18 protein-coding genes are annotated in these 18,735 nt (G+C 44.9%); 15 read left to right on the top strand and 3 right to left on the bottom strand.

What is annotated here, in order from left to right:
- Positions 1 to 26: 26 nt before the first annotated feature.
- From AC3WTL_RS21100 to pyrG, 3 genes are all read left to right on the top strand, one after another.
- Positions 27 to 203: a hypothetical protein gene (locus tag AC3WTL_RS21100; RefSeq protein ID WP_197246462.1), complete on the top strand. Its 177-nt coding sequence runs from the start codon at positions 27 to 29 to the stop codon at positions 201 to 203.
- Between the two features lie 480 nt (positions 204 to 683).
- Positions 684 to 1,262, top strand: a complete 579-nt coding sequence (rpoE, locus tag AC3WTL_RS21095; protein ID WP_222501471.1) for a DNA-directed RNA polymerase subunit delta — start codon at positions 684 to 686, stop codon at positions 1,260 to 1,262.
- 273 nt (positions 1,263 to 1,535) lie between these two features.
- Positions 1,536 to 3,143 carry a CTP synthase gene (pyrG, locus tag AC3WTL_RS21090; RefSeq protein WP_048009442.1) on the top strand — a complete coding sequence of 536 codons (1,608 nt, stop codon included), beginning with the start codon at positions 1,536 to 1,538 and terminating at the stop codon, positions 3,141 to 3,143.
- 125 nt (positions 3,144 to 3,268) lie between these two features.
- On the opposite strand, the gene AC3WTL_RS21085 is transcribed toward pyrG, so the two are convergent.
- A complete protein-coding gene (locus AC3WTL_RS21085) occupies positions 3,269 to 3,790 on the bottom strand; it encodes a DUF2529 domain-containing protein (RefSeq protein WP_222501473.1) in 522 nt (173 codons plus the stop codon).
- A 211-nt stretch (positions 3,791 to 4,001) separates the two neighbouring features.
- Between AC3WTL_RS21085 and AC3WTL_RS21080 the strand changes: the two genes are divergently transcribed.
- The 9 genes from AC3WTL_RS21080 to AC3WTL_RS21040 all read left to right on the top strand — a co-directional run bounded on the left by AC3WTL_RS21080 (position 4,002) and on the right by AC3WTL_RS21040 (position 13,703).
- A complete protein-coding gene (locus AC3WTL_RS21080) occupies positions 4,002 to 4,376 on the top strand; it encodes a response regulator (RefSeq protein ID WP_172581936.1) in 375 nt (124 codons plus the stop codon).
- Positions 4,377 to 4,633: 257 nt separating this feature from the next.
- On the top strand, positions 4,634 to 5,491 hold the full coding sequence (locus AC3WTL_RS21075; protein WP_048009440.1) for a class II fructose-bisphosphate aldolase: 858 nt from the start codon (positions 4,634 to 4,636) through the stop codon (positions 5,489 to 5,491).
- 146 nt (positions 5,492 to 5,637) lie between these two features.
- Entirely contained in the window at positions 5,638 to 6,282 is a 645-nt protein-coding gene (gene fsa / locus AC3WTL_RS21070) for a fructose-6-phosphate aldolase (protein WP_048009439.1), read from the top strand.
- A gap of 734 nt (positions 6,283 to 7,016) precedes the next feature.
- Positions 7,017 to 8,303: a UDP-N-acetylglucosamine 1-carboxyvinyltransferase gene (murA, locus tag AC3WTL_RS21065; RefSeq protein WP_048009438.1), complete on the top strand. Its 1,287-nt coding sequence runs from the start codon at positions 7,017 to 7,019 to the stop codon at positions 8,301 to 8,303.
- 167 nt (positions 8,304 to 8,470) lie between these two features.
- Positions 8,471 to 9,433, top strand: coding sequence for a class II fructose-bisphosphatase (glpX, locus tag AC3WTL_RS21060; protein ID WP_035327992.1), 963 nt, complete (start codon positions 8,471 to 8,473; stop codon positions 9,431 to 9,433).
- A 606-nt stretch (positions 9,434 to 10,039) separates the two neighbouring features.
- Positions 10,040 to 11,305, top strand: a complete 1,266-nt coding sequence (rho, locus tag AC3WTL_RS21055; protein WP_009332281.1) for a transcription termination factor Rho — start codon at positions 10,040 to 10,042, stop codon at positions 11,303 to 11,305.
- 166 nt (positions 11,306 to 11,471) lie between these two features.
- Positions 11,472 to 11,684 carry a 50S ribosomal protein L31 gene (gene rpmE / locus AC3WTL_RS21050; RefSeq protein WP_009332279.1) on the top strand — a complete coding sequence of 71 codons (213 nt, stop codon included), beginning with the start codon at positions 11,472 to 11,474 and terminating at the stop codon, positions 11,682 to 11,684.
- 161 nt (positions 11,685 to 11,845) lie between these two features.
- Positions 11,846 to 12,466, top strand: coding sequence for a thymidine kinase (locus AC3WTL_RS21045; RefSeq protein ID WP_035327985.1), 621 nt, complete (start codon positions 11,846 to 11,848; stop codon positions 12,464 to 12,466).
- Positions 12,467 to 13,262: 796 nt separating this feature from the next.
- Complete coding sequence (locus AC3WTL_RS21040; protein WP_222501958.1) at positions 13,263 to 13,703, top strand: hypothetical protein; 441 nt, start codon at positions 13,263 to 13,265, stop codon at positions 13,701 to 13,703.
- Positions 13,704 to 13,729: 26 nt separating this feature from the next.
- Here the strand turns inward: AC3WTL_RS21040 and AC3WTL_RS21035 are convergent, their stop codons facing one another.
- Both AC3WTL_RS21035 and AC3WTL_RS21030 read right to left on the bottom strand, forming a co-directional pair.
- Entirely contained in the window at positions 13,730 to 14,692 is a 963-nt protein-coding gene (locus AC3WTL_RS21035; RefSeq protein WP_492369985.1) for a DMT family transporter, read from the bottom strand.
- Between the two features lie 11 nt (positions 14,693 to 14,703).
- The gene (locus tag AC3WTL_RS21030; RefSeq protein ID WP_197217556.1) at positions 14,704 to 15,357 is read right to left on the bottom strand and encodes a GntR family transcriptional regulator; all 654 of its coding nucleotides are present in this window, start codon (positions 15,355 to 15,357) and stop codon (positions 14,704 to 14,706) included.
- A 205-nt stretch (positions 15,358 to 15,562) separates the two neighbouring features.
- On the opposite strand from AC3WTL_RS21030, the gene prfA reads away from it, so the two are divergent.
- The 3 genes from prfA (at position 15,563) to spoIIR (ending at position 18,289) form a co-directional block, all read left to right on the top strand.
- Positions 15,563 to 16,636, top strand: coding sequence for a peptide chain release factor 1 (gene prfA / locus AC3WTL_RS21025; RefSeq protein WP_035327978.1), 1,074 nt, complete (start codon positions 15,563 to 15,565; stop codon positions 16,634 to 16,636).
- A gap of 7 nt (positions 16,637 to 16,643) precedes the next feature.
- Positions 16,644 to 17,498: a peptide chain release factor N(5)-glutamine methyltransferase gene (prmC, locus tag AC3WTL_RS21020; protein WP_197217558.1), complete on the top strand. Its 855-nt coding sequence runs from the start codon at positions 16,644 to 16,646 to the stop codon at positions 17,496 to 17,498.
- A gap of 116 nt (positions 17,499 to 17,614) precedes the next feature.
- Entirely contained in the window at positions 17,615 to 18,289 is a 675-nt protein-coding gene (gene spoIIR, locus AC3WTL_RS21015; RefSeq protein ID WP_226618822.1) for a stage II sporulation protein R, read from the top strand.
- Positions 18,290 to 18,735: the final 446 nt, after the last annotated feature.

The following is an 18,735-nucleotide window of genomic DNA, read 5'->3' as shown; positions in this document are numbered from 1 at the left end:
CTTCGGGAAACCTGGGATGTGAAAATATGAAAAAAATCTTGCTCTACGCAGCCATACTTGCCGCTGCTGCAGGTGTTTACTTTTTATATGGAAAACAGCTGGGAGCGATAGCATTCTTCCTGCTCTCCATCTACTTCACCTGGCTCGCCTATAAAAAATGGGACAGACCGCTGAGGGGCAGGAGAAAGCGGAGGGCAGATTAGCTTCTTTTAACGGATAATCTTAAAAAAGTTAATTGTCTTGCGAATACAATGAGAGTTTTCTGCTGAGTTAATTGGAGCGGAGGGCACTTGATCCTCGAAAATGCTAACGCATTTTCTTCGTGCGGTGTTTATCCGAGGAAGCCTATTCAATGTCCTGCGGGAGGAGAGGGAGCGGGAGACCCCGCAGGCGAAGCCGAGGAGGCTCCCGTTCCTCCCCGCGGAAAGCAAGAGCCCGCAGCGGAAATTTACGGACATCATTCAAAGCCCTATTAAGATAATTTAAAATCAAGAATAAATCGCATAAAAATACTCAGAACAGCAGATATAACTGGCATAAACCGTAAAAATTTGTTTATAATGAAGAATATGCCTTCTTGCAGGCTGTCCGCATGCATTTGCAGGGCCCTGCGGAAATTCAACTTATATGGTTTATTATTTGCGCGTTTATGAGCGTTTACATAGGGAAAGGAAGTGCTGATATTGAGTTTGGAACAGTTCTCAAAAGAAGAATTGCAGGAAATGTCATTAATCGAAGTGGCTTATGAACTTCTGACAAGCAAAAAAGAACCAATGGCCTTTAATGACATCATGAATGAAGTAGCTAAACTTATGAACCTTTCAGAGGAACAAGTCAAGGGAAAAATTGCACAGTTCTATACAGATTTAAATATAGATGGCCATTTCATCGGATTGGGCGATAACCGCTGGGGTCTTCGTTCATGGTATCCGGTTGACCAATATGAAGAAGAAGTCGTAACGGTAATCAAGCCTAAGAAGAAAAAGGCGAAGAAAAAGGGCGACGACGATCTTGATCTTGAAGATTATGATGAACTGGATGAAGAGGATATCGACTACGATGATATCGACGGATTCGATGATGATGACCTGACTGAAGACGATGATGATCTTCTGGACGATGACGATGATCTTGAAGATGATGATGATTTCGAAGACGATGAAGATATCGTAGAAAAAGATGAAGAATTCGACCTTGGCGATGATGACGAAGAGCTTGAGGAAGATGACCTCGACGCTGACGAAGACGAAGAAGATTTATAACCTTGACTTTTCGTTTCAGGGCTTGTAGAATACTTTTTGGGCTCCTTAAAAAAGGACGATTCGTTTAGACGCTAATAGCGCTCCCTTACTTACTTAAGTAAGAGGAGCGCTTTTTATTTTTTTTACAGGCCATGTGCCTTTTCAAGAAGAGCTAAACCATCCCTTTGCGATAAGCTTCCGCTGAAAAACCGGAGGCTGAACAATAGAATTTTTATCATCAAGTTTTTAAACCGGCATCATTATGCACAAACTGATATCAAGGGGGAATTTTTCATGACTAAGTATATTTTTGTTACGGGCGGAGTTGTTTCGTCACTGGGAAAAGGAATCACGGCAGCATCGCTTGGCCGCCTGCTGAAAAACAGAGGGTTAACGGTTACGATTCAGAAATTCGATCCTTACATAAATGTGGATCCGGGAACAATGAGCCCGTACCAGCATGGTGAGGTGTTTGTAACAGGTGACGGCGCAGAGACTGACCTGGACTTAGGCCACTATGAGCGTTTTGTTGATATTAACCTGACAAAGTACAGCAGTGTTACGACTGGTAAAATTTACTCCACTGTCCTTAGAAAAGAGCGCCGCGGCGACTATAACGGCGGAACGGTACAGGTAATTCCGCATATCACAAATGAAATCAAGGATAAAGTTTTCCGTGCAGGCCATGAAACGAATTCTGATGTGGTCATCACAGAAATCGGCGGAACAGTAGGGGATATTGAGTCACTTCCATTCCTTGAAGCGATCCGCCAAATTAAGAGTGATATCGGCCGCGATAATGTAATGTATATTCACTGTACACTGGTTCCTTACATCAAGGCAGCAGGCGAAATGAAAACAAAGCCGACACAGCACAGTGTTAAAGAACTAAGAAGCCTTGGCATTCAGCCAAACGTAATTGTTCTGCGTACTGAAATGCCAATTTCCCAGGATATGAAGGACAAAATTGCCCTATTCTGTGATATCGATAAAGAAGCAGTTATTGAAGCAACAGATGCGGATACTTTATATTCTATCCCGCTATCTCTTCAAGATCAGAAGCTTGATGAAATCGTCTGCAAGCATTTGAAGCTGGATTGCGGAGAAGCAGAGATGACCGAGTGGAAGCAGCTGGTTGACAAGGTTCTAAACCTTTCAAGGAAAACCAAGATTGGCCTTGTCGGTAAATATGTTGAATTGCAGGATGCTTACATTTCTGTTGTTGAAGCCCTAAAACATGCCGGTTATGCCTTTGATTCTGATATTGAAATCAAATGGATCAATTCTGAAGAAGTGGACAGCACGAACGTGAATGAACTGCTTCAGGACGTGGACGGAATCCTGGTTCCGGGCGGATTTGGCGACCGCGGCATTGAAGGGAAAATCCTTGCCATTCAATATGCGCGCGAAAACAAAAAGCCATTCCTTGGCATCTGTCTTGGCATGCAGCTGGCTTCCATTGAATTTGCAAGAAACGTACTGGGTCTTGAAGGGGCGCACTCAGCAGAAATTGCTCCTGAAACACCGCATCCAATTATCGACCTTCTGCCTGAGCAAAAGGATATTGAGGATTTAGGCGGAACTCTAAGACTTGGTTTACAAGCTTGTAAATTGAATGAGGATACAAAAGCCTTTGACGCATACCAGGATGAAGTGGTATATGAGCGTCATCGCCATCGCTATGAGTTCAACAACCATTACCGCCAGGATATGGAAAAAGCAGGCTTTGTCTTCTCCGGTACAAGCCCGGATGGCCGCCTGGTGGAAATCATCGAAGTCAAGGATCACCCTTGGTTCGTCGCTTCCCAGTTCCATCCTGAATTTATCTCAAGGCCAACTCGCCCTCAGCCATTATTCCGTGAATTTGTCGGGGCATCATTGAAGTTTAGCGAGGAACTATAATATATGAAAGATCCCTCCGGATTCGGAGGGATCTTTTGTTTGGCCATGCGCACGCAAACCGGCTGTATTTGTGCGTAACTAGTGAATGCCTATGCGCAGCCGAGGCACGGTGAAACCCGCAAAATCTATTCAAACTCCGCCAAAATCTCATCAATTGTAAACTTAATTCCATAATACACAAACAAAGCAGCCATGGAGGCCGGATAGCCGAAGCGATTGCCCTCTTCATCAGGCAGAAGGCCTTTCGCAAGCTTTAAATCTATATGAACATCAGCAAAATCAGCCAGGCTGCCGCCATTTTCAGTTCTTAAAGTGCTTACTGCCACAAAAGGGACCCCTTTTTCGGATAAAGATTTTGCCAGAGCGGCTGCATCTTCGTCATCCGAATATCTTGAAAAGATGATGACCCGGTCTGTTTCAGAGACTTCGGAATCTTTCTCCAAAATCGCTGCAACTCTAAGCGGCTCTTGGCTTTGCATGGCTTCATAGCCGATTGCAGCCATTTCCTTAGTTCCATAAATATATATTTTCCCATCACCGGCAGCAGCCTGGGCCAAAAGGCGGGCGCTGTCCTCTATGGAAAACTCTTCTTTTTCCTGAAGTCTTTTAAATAAGCCTGTCAGCTGGGTAGAAAACATCTTCAGCAAATCCGTTCACTCCTTCATCTTTTCCTGCGGTTCTATTATAGAGAATAGGGAAGGAAAGGTAAAATAATCAAAGGTAATTGCTAAAATAAGAAGGAATAATCATCTTTCACAGAGAAATTAGCTGTAGGAGAATGTATAGTTAAGTGACCTGCAGTCATAATTCAGTATGGTTTTAAACCTAAGTGCTTTTAATACGACAGAAAGAGGTGGCTTGATGAAAGGGAAAATTTTAATCGTAGATGATCAGTTCGGAATCCGTATTTTACTTAATGAGGTACTGCAGAAGGAAGGGTACGACACATACCAGGCTGCCAATGGAGTCCAGGCTCTCGACATTGTTTCCAAGCATTCGCCTGATCTTGTTCTTCTTGATATGAAAATACCGGGAATGGACGGGATTGAAATTTTGAAAAGAATGAGAGTAGTGGATAAAGATATCCGCGTTATTATCATGACGGCTTACGGTGAACTCGATATGATTCAGGAAGCAAAGGATCTGGGTGCTCTTACTCACTTTGCGAAGCCATTCGATATCGATGATATCAGGGCGGCAGTAAAAAAATATTTGCTTGTCCCTAACTCGTAATAAGCCAAAAATATCCGTTTTTAACCTGAAATTCCAACACGATAAAAATGATAGCGTTTGCTTTATGACATTTCATAAAAACGCGCTGGAATAATGGCTTTTCTAAGTCCTTTTTGGTATGATAACAGATGAATTCCAAAGGGTCGTCTCAGTTTAGCGGACTATTTTAAGGGTACATATTCGTTAGTGTTAAGGGGAAAACTTTAACAGTATTTAGTCTGTTGAACTTAAACGATTATCAATAAGGAGGAAGAAAAATGCCTTTAGTTTCTATGACTGAAATGCTTAATAAAGCAAAATCAGAAGGCTATGCAGTAGGTCAATTTAACTTAAACAACCTTGAGTTCACTCAAGCGATCCTGCAGGCGGCAGAAGAAGAAAAATCACCGGTTATCCTTGGTGTTTCCGAAGGTGCTGCACGCTACATGGGCGGTTTTAAAACGGTTGTAAAAATGGTTGAAGGACTGCTTGAAGATTATAAAATTACCGTTCCTGTGGCTATCCACTTAGACCACGGTTCAAGTTTTGATAAATGTAAAGAAGCAATCGATGCCGGATTCACATCTGTTATGATCGATGCTTCCCATGATCCATTCGAACAAAACGTGGAGACTACTTCAAAAGTAGTTGAATATGCACATTCAAAAGGCGTTTCAGTAGAAGCAGAGTTAGGAACTGTCGGCGGACAGGAAGACGATGTTATTGCTGATGGCGTTATTTATGCTGATGCAAAAGAATGTGAAGAGCTGGTTAAGCGCACAGGCATCGACTGCCTAGCTCCGGCACTGGGTTCTGTTCATGGACCATACAAAGGTGAGCCTAACCTTGGCTTTGCTGAAATGGAAGAGATCGGAAACCTTACAGGTGTTCCTCTGGTTCTTCATGGCGGTACTGGAATCCCGACAAAGGATATTCAAAAATCCGTTTCTTTAGGAACTGCTAAAATCAATGTAAACACTGAAAACCAAATTGCTTCCGCGAAACGCGTTCGTGAAGTATTGGCAGCAGATACAGAAGTATACGATCCGCGCAAATACTTAGGACCGGCACGCGAAGCGATTAAAGAAACAGTAATCGGCAAAATGCGCGAATTTGGTTCTTCAAACAAAGCATAATAAAATAACTGCACGAGAAACCGCTTCTGGAATTAGGAGCGGTTTGCCTTATTTATTGAGGCGAATATGCATGTAAGGCTTTACAGAATCGCAGCTTTATTTAATAATACATAGATATCAGAATATTTTATAAGGTGGGATTTTATATGAAGTTTTTCATCGATACAGCGAACATGGACGAAATTAAAGAAGCATATGCCCTTGGGGTAGTTGCCGGAGTAACAACCAACCCATCATTGGTGGCAAAGGAAAAGAATGTATCCTTCCCTGACCGTCTTCGTGAAATCACGGAATTGGTGCCAGGCTCAGTGAGTGCCGAGGTTATCGCTCTTGATGCTGAAGGCATGATTAAAGAAGGAAGAGAGCTTGCAGCGATTGCACCGAACATCACAATCAAGGTGCCAATGACACCGGATGGTTTGAAAGCCGTAAGCGCCTTTTCAAAAGAAGGCATTAAAACAAATGTAACGCTGATCTTCAGTGCAAACCAGGCGCTGCTTGCTGCAAGAGCAGGTGCTACATACGTTTCCCCATTCCTTGGACGCTTGGACGATATTGGCCACAACGGTCTTGATCTGATCTCCACAATTGCAGAGATCTTCGCGATTCATGACATTGATACAGAAATCATTGCGGCTTCCATCAGACATCCTCAGCATGTGACGGATGCAGCATTAAGAGGAGCTCATATCGCGACAATTCCTTATAAGGTCATCCAGCAATTATTCAACCATCCTCTGACAGATAAGGGAATCGAAGCGTTCCTCGCAGACTGGAACTCAAGAGGATAAAGTGAAACTTCAATCAGTTGGGAGTGCTTTTCTCCCTGCTGATTGTTAGTTGAGGCCCACAGGAAGTGGGTCACAAAGACGTTGCCACAGGACAAGGAAAGCTACGGCAGCGATACATCGCACGACCGAAAGCGGCAGCTTTTGGGAGGATGTGGCGTTATTAGTCTTTGTTCTTCTTTTCGGGCCTTTACGGGCAGTTTGACCCCCCTTATCCTCCATTGATTTCTTTGAGTCTTGAAGTGGGGGGGTTACTGCCCGTTAGACTGAGATAAGCTTTCTTCGGAAAAATAACTTTAGGAAACTGGCTTTGTTTCGGTGCTGAATCGAATCAATGCCAGCCCCATTACTTGTACCCCGGTTTTTAGTGCTTCTTTCTTAATTTTAACTTTTTTTGAATACAATACATGAGATTTGATTTTTCGTGTAAACTATAAGATAAAGATAATGTCGGATTCTGTAAAAAACATATGGAAAATTGTTCCTTTTGCAACTTGCAATGTTGCAAAATGCAGATACATGATAATATGTAAGTGCATATTTTCCCAAAGACTATATTTTTCCGATATTAAAAAAAGACAAGCCTATTGGGTTTCTTATAGAAGCTATGGCTATTTCCTGCCAAATTTGGTTAGAAAAGTAGTGTGTAGCTTTTGCTGTAAGGGCTATCAATTTTTTAAATATTGAAGTCAAATTCCAGCATATGTGTTTAACAACGGCTTAGAAGGGAGTTACAAATGGAAAAGCTAATGATTGCAGGTGGATATCCTTTAAAAGGCACTGTCCGGATCAGCGGGGCGAAGAATAGTGCCGTCGCATTGATTCCAGCTACCATTTTAGCGGAATCGCCTGTAACAATTGAAGGTTTGCCGGATATTTCGGATGTACAAATTCTAAAAGATTTGCTTGAAGAAATAGGGGGCACTGTCGAATTCTCTGAAAATGATATGACAGTTGATCCCTCTTCCATGATTTCCATGCCTTTGCCGAACGGAAAAGTAAAAAAACTGCGTGCTTCCTATTATTTAATGGGAGCGATGCTCGGCCGATTTAAAAAAGCGGTTATTGGACTTCCAGGAGGATGCCACCTCGGGCCAAGACCAATCGATCAGCATATAAAAGGGTTTGAAGCACTTGGCGCGCGTGTGACCAATGAACAGGGAGCCATTTACCTTCGTGCCGATGAACTGCGCGGAGCCCGTATTTATCTCGATGTTGTCAGTGTGGGAGCAACCATCAATATCATGCTTGCCGCTGTCAGGGCAAAAGGCAGAACCATTATCGAAAATGCCGCAAAAGAGCCTGAAATCATTGATGTTGCTACGCTTTTGACCAATATGGGCGCGAAAATCAAGGGTGCCGGCACTGATGTAATCCGCATTGATGGCGTGGATCATCTGCATGGCTGCCAGCATACGATCATCCCGGACAGGATTGAAGCGGGAACGTATATGATTGTTGGTGCAGCGGCCGGAGAAGGCGTGCTGATTGACAATGTCATCCCTCATCATCTTGAGTCCTTAATTGCAAAACTGCGCGAAATGGGCGTTCAGATTGAAACGAACGATGACCAGGTATTTGTCGGGCCAGCTGAGAAAATGAAAGCTGTGGACATTAAAACACTTGTCTATCCAGGCTTCCCTACAGACCTGCAGCAGCCGCTGACTTCTCTGTTAACGGGAGCAGAAGGGACAAGCATGGTCACTGATACTATTTATAGTGCCCGTTTTAAGCATATTGATGAGCTGCGCAGAATGAATGCCAATATTAAAGTGGAAGGGCGCTCTGCGATCATCAATGGGCCTGTTCAGCTTCAGGGTGCTAAAGTTAAGGCGAGTGATCTGCGCGCAGGCGCAGCACTTGTAATTGCCGGCTTGATGGCGGAGGGAGTTACCGAAGTCACAGGCTTAGAGCATATTGACAGAGGCTACAGCCACCTGGTTGAAAAGCTGAATGGACTTGGTGCCACAATTTGGCGCGAAGAAATGAGCAAGGAAGAAATGGAACAAATGAAGAACGCGTAAATAGAACACCTTTGAATGTTGACAGCTGACTGATTAATACTTGAGGGAAAATCAAAGTAAAATCAGCAGACAAATATAAATTAAGGCGGGCTATTGCGGTGCCGGGGGTAAGAATCCGGTCCGCATTTGCCATGCTGCCAGCCTTAGAATCCGGGGAGGAAAAATCGATGGAAAGAAGTTTGTCAATGGAATTAGTTCGCGTAACGGAAGGTGCCGCTTTAGCATCAGCACGCTGGATGGGCCGCGGATTAAAGGATGAAGCGGATGATGCCGCTACTTCTGCAATGAGAGATGTATTCGATACAGTGCCAATGAAGGGGACAGTCGTTATCGGGGAAGGCGAAATGGATGAAGCGCCAATGCTTTATATCGGGGAAAAGCTTGGGACAGGCTATGGTCCGCGTGTAGATGTCGCTGTTGATCCGCTTGAAGGCACTAACATCGTAGCATCCGGCGGCTGGAATGCATTAGCTGTTCTTGCGGTAGCTGACCATGGAAATCTTCTGCATGCTCCGGATATGTACATGGACAAAATTGCAGTCGGTCCTGAAGCGGTTGGACAAATTGATATTAACGCTTCTGTTTTGGATAATTTGAAAGCGGTGGCAAAAGCCAAAAACAAGGATATCCAGGATGTTGTGGCGACAGTGCTTAACCGTGAGCGCCATGAACACATCATCAGCCAGCTTCGCGAAGCAGGTGCCAGAATTAAATTAATCAACGATGGCGACGTGGCTGGAGCCATTAATACTGCCTTTGATGAAACGGGTGTCGATATTCTGTTCGGATCCGGCGGAGCACCAGAAGGCGTGCTGGCAGCTGTTGCCCTAAAGTGCCTTGGCGGGGAAATTCAGGGGAAACTTCTTCCGCAAAATGACGCAGAGGCTGAGCGCTGCTTGAAGATGGGCCTTGATATTAATAAAGTCCTTCTAATGGAAGACCTGGTAAAAGGCGATGACGCGATTTTTGCTGCAACAGGCGTAACAGATGGTGAGCTTTTGAAAGGCGTACAGTTTAAAGGCTCATATGGTTCAACCCATTCAATTGTTATGCGTGCCAAATCAGGAACGGTCCGCTTTGTCGAAGGGCGCCATAGTTTGAAGAAAAAGCCTAATCTTGTTATTAAATAAATATATCGCAGTCTAACGGGCAGTAAGACCCCCCTTCAAGACTCAGAGGAATCAAAGGAGGATAAGTGAGGTCAAACTGCCCGTAAAGGCCCGATTGGTGAGATACAGTGAAACTTGCCGACGCGCAGGCAGAGGCTTAGTTGAACCAATCGGGTTCGTAGTGTCGATTGATCGAAGCGCTAGCGGAGATCTTAGCGACACTAGAACGCGACTAACAATCAGTGGGGGAAAAGCACTCCCACTGATTGAAGTTTCACTTTAAATAAACAGATAGAAAATGAGTGCTGGCTGCATTGCGCCAGCCTGCTCATTTTCATTTCCTTCCTGCTATATTTTCCATATCAAATTTTGTTATTGATTAATTTTCATATTAAGGGGTAAAATAGAGATTGTTTTTCATGGAATAGGATACCTCAAAATTTTAACCGAAAACGGACAGCAAACCGTTCCATTCCTCGAAACCTTTAATTAAGAACATAATGATAGAATCTTCAGCTATTTTCAGTGCCTCAAAGTATCTTTCCCTTTCCTTTCATATAAAGTCCAATAATTTGAACAGCTGCATATGGAGGAAATAATTGAAAATTTCAAAAGTGTGGTGTAAAAATGGGTTTAAACATTTCAAGTTTAGAAAATATGAAGCTTAAAGAGCTTTATGAACTTGCCCGTGAATATAAAGTTTCTTATTACAGCAAGTTATCGAAAAAAGAATTAATTTTTGCCATCCTGAAAGCAAGAGCAGAACAGGAGGGCTACTTCTTCATGGAAGGTGTCCTGGAGATCATTCAGTCAGAAGGATTCGGCTTCCTTCGTCCAATCAACTATTCACCAAGCTCAGAGGATATTTATATTTCCGCTTCCCAGATCCGCCGTTTCGATTTGAGAAACGGAGATAAGGTTTCAGGTAAAGTCCGTCCTCCAAAAGAAAATGAGCGTTATTTCGGCCTGCTGCAGGTTGAAGCCGTGAATGGCGATGATCCCGAATCAGCAAAAGAGCGCGTTCACTTTCCTGGTCTGACACCACTTTATCCAAACCGCCATATGAAATTGGAGACAGGTACAAGACAGCTGTCTACAAGAATTATGGACCTGCTTGCACCGGTTGGATTCGGTCAGCGCGGTCTGATTGTCGCGCCTCCAAAAGCAGGTAAGACCATGCTATTAAAGGAAATAGCCAATAGCATTACAACCAACCACCCGGAAGCGGAATTGATCGTGCTATTGATTGACGAGCGCCCGGAAGAGGTAACAGACATCGAGCGTTCAGTTGCAGGCGATGTAGTCAGCTCCACATTTGATGAAGTGCCGGAAAACCACATTAAAGTGGCCGAGCTCGTTCTTGAACGTGCTATGCGCCTTGTTGAGCATAAGCGTGATGTTGTGATTCTGATGGACAGCATTACAAGACTGGCAAGAGCCTATAACCTGGTTATTCCTCCAAGCGGCAGAACCCTGTCCGGCGGTATTGACCCGGCGGCATTCCACCGTCCAAAGCGATTCTTCGGTGCAGCCCGAAACATTGAAGAGGGCGGAAGTTTAACGATTCTGGCAACTGCACTCGTTGACACGGGTTCACGGATGGATGATGTCATCTATGAAGAATTCAAAGGGACGGGCAATATGGAGCTGCACCTTGACCGTTCACTGGCTGAAAGAAGAATCTTCCCGGCCATCGACATCCGCCGCTCCGGCACGCGAAAAGAGGAACTTCTTATTCAGAAGGATCACCTGGACAAGCTGTGGGCAATCCGCAAGTCCATGTCGGATTCACCGGATTTCGCCGAAAAACTGCTTCGCAAGCTAAGACAGACAAAATCAAACGAAGAATTTTTCGCTAACCTTGCAGAAGAAATGAAGGCTAAGCGTTCGTAATTAAAATTCCATCTGGAAATTAAAGGATGCGGAATTCACTTATTGCAAAAAATGTATGGACTTGTTATAATGATGACAGTGTGTTTTTGAAGTTTACGGCAATTCATGATTGCCCGTAATATATAACTCTGTTTCGAATGATTCAGGGCGGAAGGAGATGAAAAGAATGAAATCAGGAATTCATCCTAACTATAAAAAAGCAATGGTGAAATGTGCTTGCGGTAACGAGTTCGAAACCGGTTCTGTTCAAGAAGAGATCCGCGTTGAAACTTGCTCTGAGTGCCATCCATTCTACACTGGACGTCAGAAATTCGCTGAAGCCGGCGGACGTGTTGACCGTTTCAATAAGAAATACGGCATTAAGTCAGAACAAAAATAATAAACAACAAAAACAGGCAAGTTAACTTTCTTGCCTGTTTTTTATTGCAAAATAAGCCGTTATGAAGAATTCAAGTAAGCTTAACAGCTCGACCCCTTTCTTCATAAAAAAAGTCAAAACAAGCCATTCTATTAGTTAGAACGAGGAAGGAGAGGCCGTTCATGTACGTTATGAATCATCACGGATGGGTGGAAGTCATTTGCGGCAGCATGTTCTCTGGCAAATCAGAAGAACTGATTCGCCGTGTGCGCAGAGCTCAGTTCGCCAAACAGCAAATCGCTGTATTTAAACCGCAGATTGATAACCGATATAGTGATGAAGCTGTCGTTTCACATAATGGAACTTCGGTCATAGCTAAACCCCTGACCCAGTCTACCGATATTTTTAAATACATTACACCTGAAACTGATTTGATTGCTATTGATGAAGTGCAATTTTTTGATGATGAAATTGTCAAAGTCATTCAGCACCTGGCTGACAGCGGGCATCGTGTCATTGCTGCCGGACTTGACCAGGACTTCCGCGGGGAGCCGTTTGGCCAAATGCCTGCAATCATGGCGATAGCAGAATTGGTAACAAAGCTTCAAGCTGTCTGTGCCGTCTGCGGATCACCTGCAAGCCGCACACAGCGCCTGATCAATGGAAATCCAGCTTCATATGATGATCCGGTTATTTTAGTTGGCGCCTCAGAAGCCTATGAACCGCGTTGCCGCCATCACCATGAAGTTCCCAAATCACCCAATGTTCTAGAAAAACAGAAGACAACCGAGTTTTTATCATAAATTTATACTTAACGATCTCTCTGCCCTGGCATGTTCCGGGCAGTTTTTTTATTTTGCCGAGTAGAATTGGTTGCCATGAAGAGTTCATGAAGCCGAAAAGCAGAAGATCCGCGAAAAATCCGTGAGTGATTCCGAACTTGGGTCATCTTCAGACACAAAAAGTAAAATCCGGGAGACTGAGTTTGAACTTGAGTTAACTTCAGACACAAAAAGCGAAAATCTGGGAGTTTGATTCCGAACTTGGGTCAACTTCAGACACAAAAAGCGAAAATCCCGGAATTTGAGTCCGAACCTGGGTCAACTTCAGACACAAAAAGCGAAAATCCGGGAGACTGAGTCCGAACTTGAGTTAACTTCAGACACAAAAAGCGAAAATCCCGGAATTTGAGTTCGAACCAGGATCAACTTCAGACACAAAAAGCGAAAATCCCGGAATTTGAGTCCGAACTTGGGTCAACTTCAGACACAAAAAGCGAAAATCCCGGAATTTGAGTCCGAACCAGGATCAACTTCAGACACAAAGAGCAAAAATCCGGGAGTCAGAGTCCGAACCTGGGTTAACTTCAGACACAAAGAGCAAAAATCCGGGAGTTTGAGTCCGAACCAGGGTCAAATTCAGACACAAAAAGCGAAAATCCAGGAGTCAGAGTCCGAACCTGGATCAACTTCCAGATACAAATGGCCGCCATGTCTTCAGCCAAATTAAAAATCAATGCCTTCACACCCCAGCTCTGCCTTATTTTGGGCCGCACAAACATCCCTCTAGCGGACATGCTATAAAAAGGAGGTGTAAGAAATGAAGAAACTGAGTATTTTCCTTTTGATGCTCGTATTTACGGCTGGCTGTGCCAACAATAAGGCAACTGAGAGTGAGTATGACCATGAGAGCCGGGATGGTGTTTCATTTATCAATAATGACCTGGACCGCACGGAGGACAATGATACAATGGACCGGACGATGAGCGGTGACCAGAACCCGAACTTTATCAATTTTGACGGCAAACGCCTGGATAACCAGGATGATATCGACCAGGCCCGCAAGGTGATTGCTGCTCATGAAGGATTCCGTCCTGGAGCTGTCTGGGTTAATGGAGAAGATATGTGGGTGACAGCTTATCGACGAGGCAATATGACCCATCAGGAAAAAATAGATTCTCAAGCCCAACTGCACAAAATGCTGATCAAGGCTCTGCCCCGTTATCATATTGAAGTGAAGGTTCAGGAAGACCGCACGTAAAATGCCCTGGTTACCAGGGCATTTTTTTACGCAGCTTTTCTTTTTAAAATAGCGTTGTTCGAGGACACAAAACTGTGCAGCGCCATACCAACAATGACAAGGGCCATCCCTGTTAAAGAAATTCCAGATGGCAGCGGGCTTGACAGCAGCGCCACTTCACCGAGTACAGCGAAAAGAACCTCGAGAGATTGGGTTGCTTCCACAGCTCCCAGCTTTTGCATATTGCCCCGGACTAGGTCTGTTGCTGCAAAGAATAATACTGTAGCAAAAACTCCAGAAAAGAGAGCGACTAAACCGGATTGAGTGACCTGACTGAAACTGGGCACTCCGCTTGTTGCAAGGGCGGCAAATGAAAGCAGGATCCAAAATGGAAGACTGGCAATTGTCATACCGAGCACACGCTGGTAGGCGTCAAGCCGATTCTCACACACATCCATCATTTTACGGTTGCCTAACGGGTAGGCAAAGGATGCAATAATCAAAGGAATGATGACAAGCAGCGTATCCCGCAAAGAAATGGAGGATGCGTGCTCCACCTGCATAACCGCAACTCCAAGAAGAATAACCACGCTCATCATCATTCCGCGAAAAGGAATTTTCCCTCTTACTTTCACCGTTCCATTTCCGGTTTGAAACGCAACGAAAAAAAACGGTGCAAGCAGGGAACCGGAGATAATCGTAATCTGCCAGGTTCCGGCAATCAGCCAGCCGGGTCCATAGGCTGCCGCAAAACATAAAGGTGCGTAAAATAAGCCAAAGCCTACAAAGCTCCATAGCAGCCACGGCCCTGGGGCCTTTTTCATTTCAATAAATAATGGCCGCAAATTTCCCCTGAATGCCACAATGGCAACCAACAGTGGAATCATAAAAAAATAGCGGAGCGATGCACTCCATAGCCAGCTCCCGCCATCCATTTCCATTGCCCGGTTCAATACAAAAGTGAAGGCAAAGAAGAAAGCGGAGCAAACGCCTAAAAGAATAGCCTTCATAGGAGTTCACCTCATTTCCCTGTTAATAGCCCGCCAAGACTCAGCCAATTTTCCTCCACCAGCCTGGATGCCAGCTGTTCCTGGCCTTTCCTGCTGGCTTCCATAATTTTTTTATGCTGCTCAACAGATTTCAGCCCATTCAAAGATCCGAATTGAGCAATTTCCAGACGCTGAATTTTGGGCATAATCCTCTTTAATGCTGAGATAATTTCGGGATTATCTGCAGCAGAAAGATAAACCTCGTGGAAGGCTTCATCTGCTTTTACTGCACCAAGAATATCCTGTTTTTTCATGGCTGCCTCCAGATTTTTATTGGCTGCCTCAAGCCTTGCAAAATCACTTGGCATTAAGCGGGGAACGCCAAGTCTGGCACCTAAAGCATGCAGGGAAGCTGCCACCGGAAAGGCGTGGCTGGCACCATCTTCATTTAGAGGTGTGACACGAGTAGAGGAACCGGGCGTTGATACAACGAGCCCTTCATCCTCAAGCCTCTTTAAGGCTTCCCGGACAGGAGTGCGGCTGATCCCAAAGTCTTCTGCAAGCTCTTTGTCATGAAGGCGCGAACCCGGTTCAAAATCAAGCTGGATAATATTTTTCTTGAGTGTTTCGTAAACTTCATCTCTAAGGGACAAACGTTTGATAGGTGTAATGTTTTTATTTTTCATAAAACCAATATATCGGATATCGCAATATCCCGCAATGATTTTTCTGAAAATTCCTGGAGAAAAGAAAGCCATGAATCGTTTTGACTGTAACTATCAGCTATACTATAATTAGAATGTTAAGCTGTTACGGCTGTAAAATAAAATTAACTATACCCCGCCGGGAAATCCCCCGCGGTTATTGGATAAAAAATTGAGGTGAATGGCTGTGTTTGATCGTCTTCAATCTGTCGAGGACCGTTATGAAAGATTAAATGAGCTTTTGAGCGATCCGGAAATTGTCAATGATCCAAAAAAGCTTCGGGAATATTCAAAAGAACAGTCCGGTATTCAGGAAACTGTTGACACATACCGCGAATATAAAGAAGTGAAAGAGCAGTATCAGGATGCGCGTGCCATGCTTGAAGAGAAGCTGGATGCAGAAATGCGCGAAATGGTAAAAGAAGAGCTGGCTGAGCTTGAAGATAGAAAAGAGGACCTGGAAGCGCGTCTGAAAATCCTCCTCATTCCAAAAGACCCGAATGATGATAAAAACGTTATTATGGAAATCCGCGGTGCTGCGGGCGGTGATGAAGCTGCCTTGTTTGCAGGTGACCTATATCGCATGTACAGCCGCTTTGCTGAGACGCAGGGCTGGAAGATCGATGTCATTGAAGCCAGCTCTACGGGTGTAGGCGGCTATAAGGAAATCATCTTCATGATCAACGGAAATGGCGCATATTCCAAGCTTAAGTTTGAAAATGGCGCACACCGTGTTCAGCGTGTACCGGAGACTGAATCTGGCGGGCGCATCCACACTTCTACGGCAACGGTTGCGGTTCTTCCGGAAGCAGAAGAAGTGGAAATCGACATTCATGAGAAAGATATCCGTGTGGATACATTTGCTTCAAGCGGACCGGGCGGACAGAGTGTTAACACGACAATGTCGGCTGTTCGTTTGACTCACTTGCCGACAGGTACGGTTGTATCCTGCCAGGATGAAAAGTCACAGATCAAAAATAAAGAAAAAGCGATGAAGGTTCTTCGTGCCCGTGTTTATGATAAGTTCCAGCAGGAAGCACAGGCTGAATATGACCAGCAGCGTAAATCAGCAGTTGGTACCGGAGACCGCTCTGAGCGTATCCGTACGTACAACTTCCCGCAAAACCGTGTAACCGATCACCGCATCGGCTTAACGATCCAAAAGCTTGATCAGATCCTTCAAGGAAAGCTTGATGAGGTTATTGATGCGCTGATCGTGGAAGAGCAATCTGCCAAGCTGGACAGTGCATCCAATGAGTAATTCAGCGATGAAAGTATATGAAGCCCTCAATTGGGCTTCTTCTTTTTTAAGGAAGTCAAATCGTGATGAGAATGCCGGTGAGCTGCTATTGCAGCATTTTATGAAAATGAGCAGGGCCAGCTTTCTGGCTAATCTGCGCGAAGAATTGCATCCGGAGGTCCTCGCTGAATTCCAGAGAGCTGTGCAGGCACATGCAGCGGGCCAGCCTGTGCAGTATATCATCGGCTCTGAGGAATTCTACGGGCGCACCTTCCAGGTGAATGAAGATGTGCTTATCCCAAGGCCGGAAACAGAAGAACTGGTTTATAACGCTCTGCAGAAGATAAACAAGCTGTTTGGCACCGCAACTGGGCTTGAGATGGCGGACATCGGCACCGGAAGCGGAGCGATTGCTGTTACGATGAAGCTCGAGAAACCGGAATTAACTGTCACGGCCACAGATATCTATGGGCCGACTCTTGAGCTTGCTCAAAAAAATGCAGAACAGAATGGCGCAGAAATCAAATTTTTCCAGGGAGACCTTCTCCAGCCCCTCATCTCAAAAGGAAAGAAATTTGATATCATTCTATCAAACCCTCCGTATATACCGGAAAAGGATATCGAGTGGATGTCAGATGTAGTCACCAAGCACGAGCCGCATCGTGCCCTTTTTGCAGGGGAAGAGGGACTGGATCTATACAAGCGCTTTATGGCAGAGCTGCCAGCTGTCATCAAAGACCGTGCCCTCATCGGCTTCGAGGTAGGAGCCGGCCAAAGTGCAGCAGTTTCTGCACTACTGCAAAAGACTTTTCCACAGGCCAATATCGAAACCATCTACGATATAAACGGCAAAGACCGGATGGTTTTTGCGGAAATTGGGTGACAGGCACCACCCGAATTTTGTCGAATAATAGAAACTAGAAAAATATTAATTTTAATAGTTTAAGAATCTGCCATCCTGTCCACACTGTGGATAGTGAAGGGATGGTGGCGGAAATGATGAACACAAAAACGATTGTGAAATTATATGTACTGATTTTATCCTTAGGAACTATATTAAGTTTATATATACCACAGACAGAAGTGACAGCAGATGAACCGATGGTCATACCAAATGAGGCTATCAGGCTGCGCATTCTGGCCAATAGCGATAATGAAGAGGACCAGGCGGTTAAAAGAAAAGTAAGGGACGCAGTAAATGCAGAAATCACAGAGTGGGTGGCAGAGCTGACTTCAATAGAAGATGCCCGCGAACTGATCCAGTCCAGATTGCCTGAGATTCAGAAGATTGCCGAACAAGTAGCAGCTGAAGAAGGATCGAACCAAAGTGTAAATGCCGACTTTGGAAAAGTCAGTTTCCCGACGAAATTATACGGACAATTCTTATATCCTGCAGGCGAGTATGAAGCGATCCTTATCACTCTTGGTGAAGGAAAAGGCGCCAACTGGTGGTGCGTGCTATTCCCTCCTCTATGCTTCCTTGACTTCTCAAACGGTGTAGCGGTAAGCGAAGGATTTGAAGAAGGAGAAAAGAAGGGAGTAGTACAAGCAGAAGAAATCGCGGCTGACACAGACTCCGAAAAAGAAACCCCTCCTGTTTACACGGAGGAAGATGAAGAACCAGTAGAAGTAAAATTCTTTTTAGTAGAAATATGGGAAAAAATCTTTGGTTAAGCCCTGCTGCAGAGCAGGGTTTTTCTTTTTTGTGGCGGGTTCACAGTCAGCTTCGGACAGTGGGAGCGGGAAAAGTGGATATAGAGTCCGAACACGGCTCAACTTCAGACAGAGCAGGCGGGAAACCTGGAATTTGAGTCCGAACCTGGGTCAACTTCAGCCACAAAAGGGGGAGAAAGCGCTGGTAGAGTCCGAACCTGGGTCAACTTCAGGCACAAAAGGGGGAGAAAGCGCTCGTAGAGTCCGAACCTGGGCCAACTTCAGACACAAAAGGGGGAGAAAGCGCTCGTAGAGTCCGAACCTGGGTCAACTTCAGACACAAAAGGGGGAGAAAGCAACCGTAGAGTCCGAACCTGGGTCAACTTCAGCCACAAAAGGGGGAGAAAGCGCTCGTAGAGTCCGAACCTGGGCCAACTTCAGACACAAAAGGGGGAGAAAGCGCTCGT

The sequence above is a fragment of the Cytobacillus sp. EB106-05-05-XG126 genome (assembly GCF_058791715.1).
This window is presented reverse-complemented; position numbering and strand designations above follow the sequence as displayed.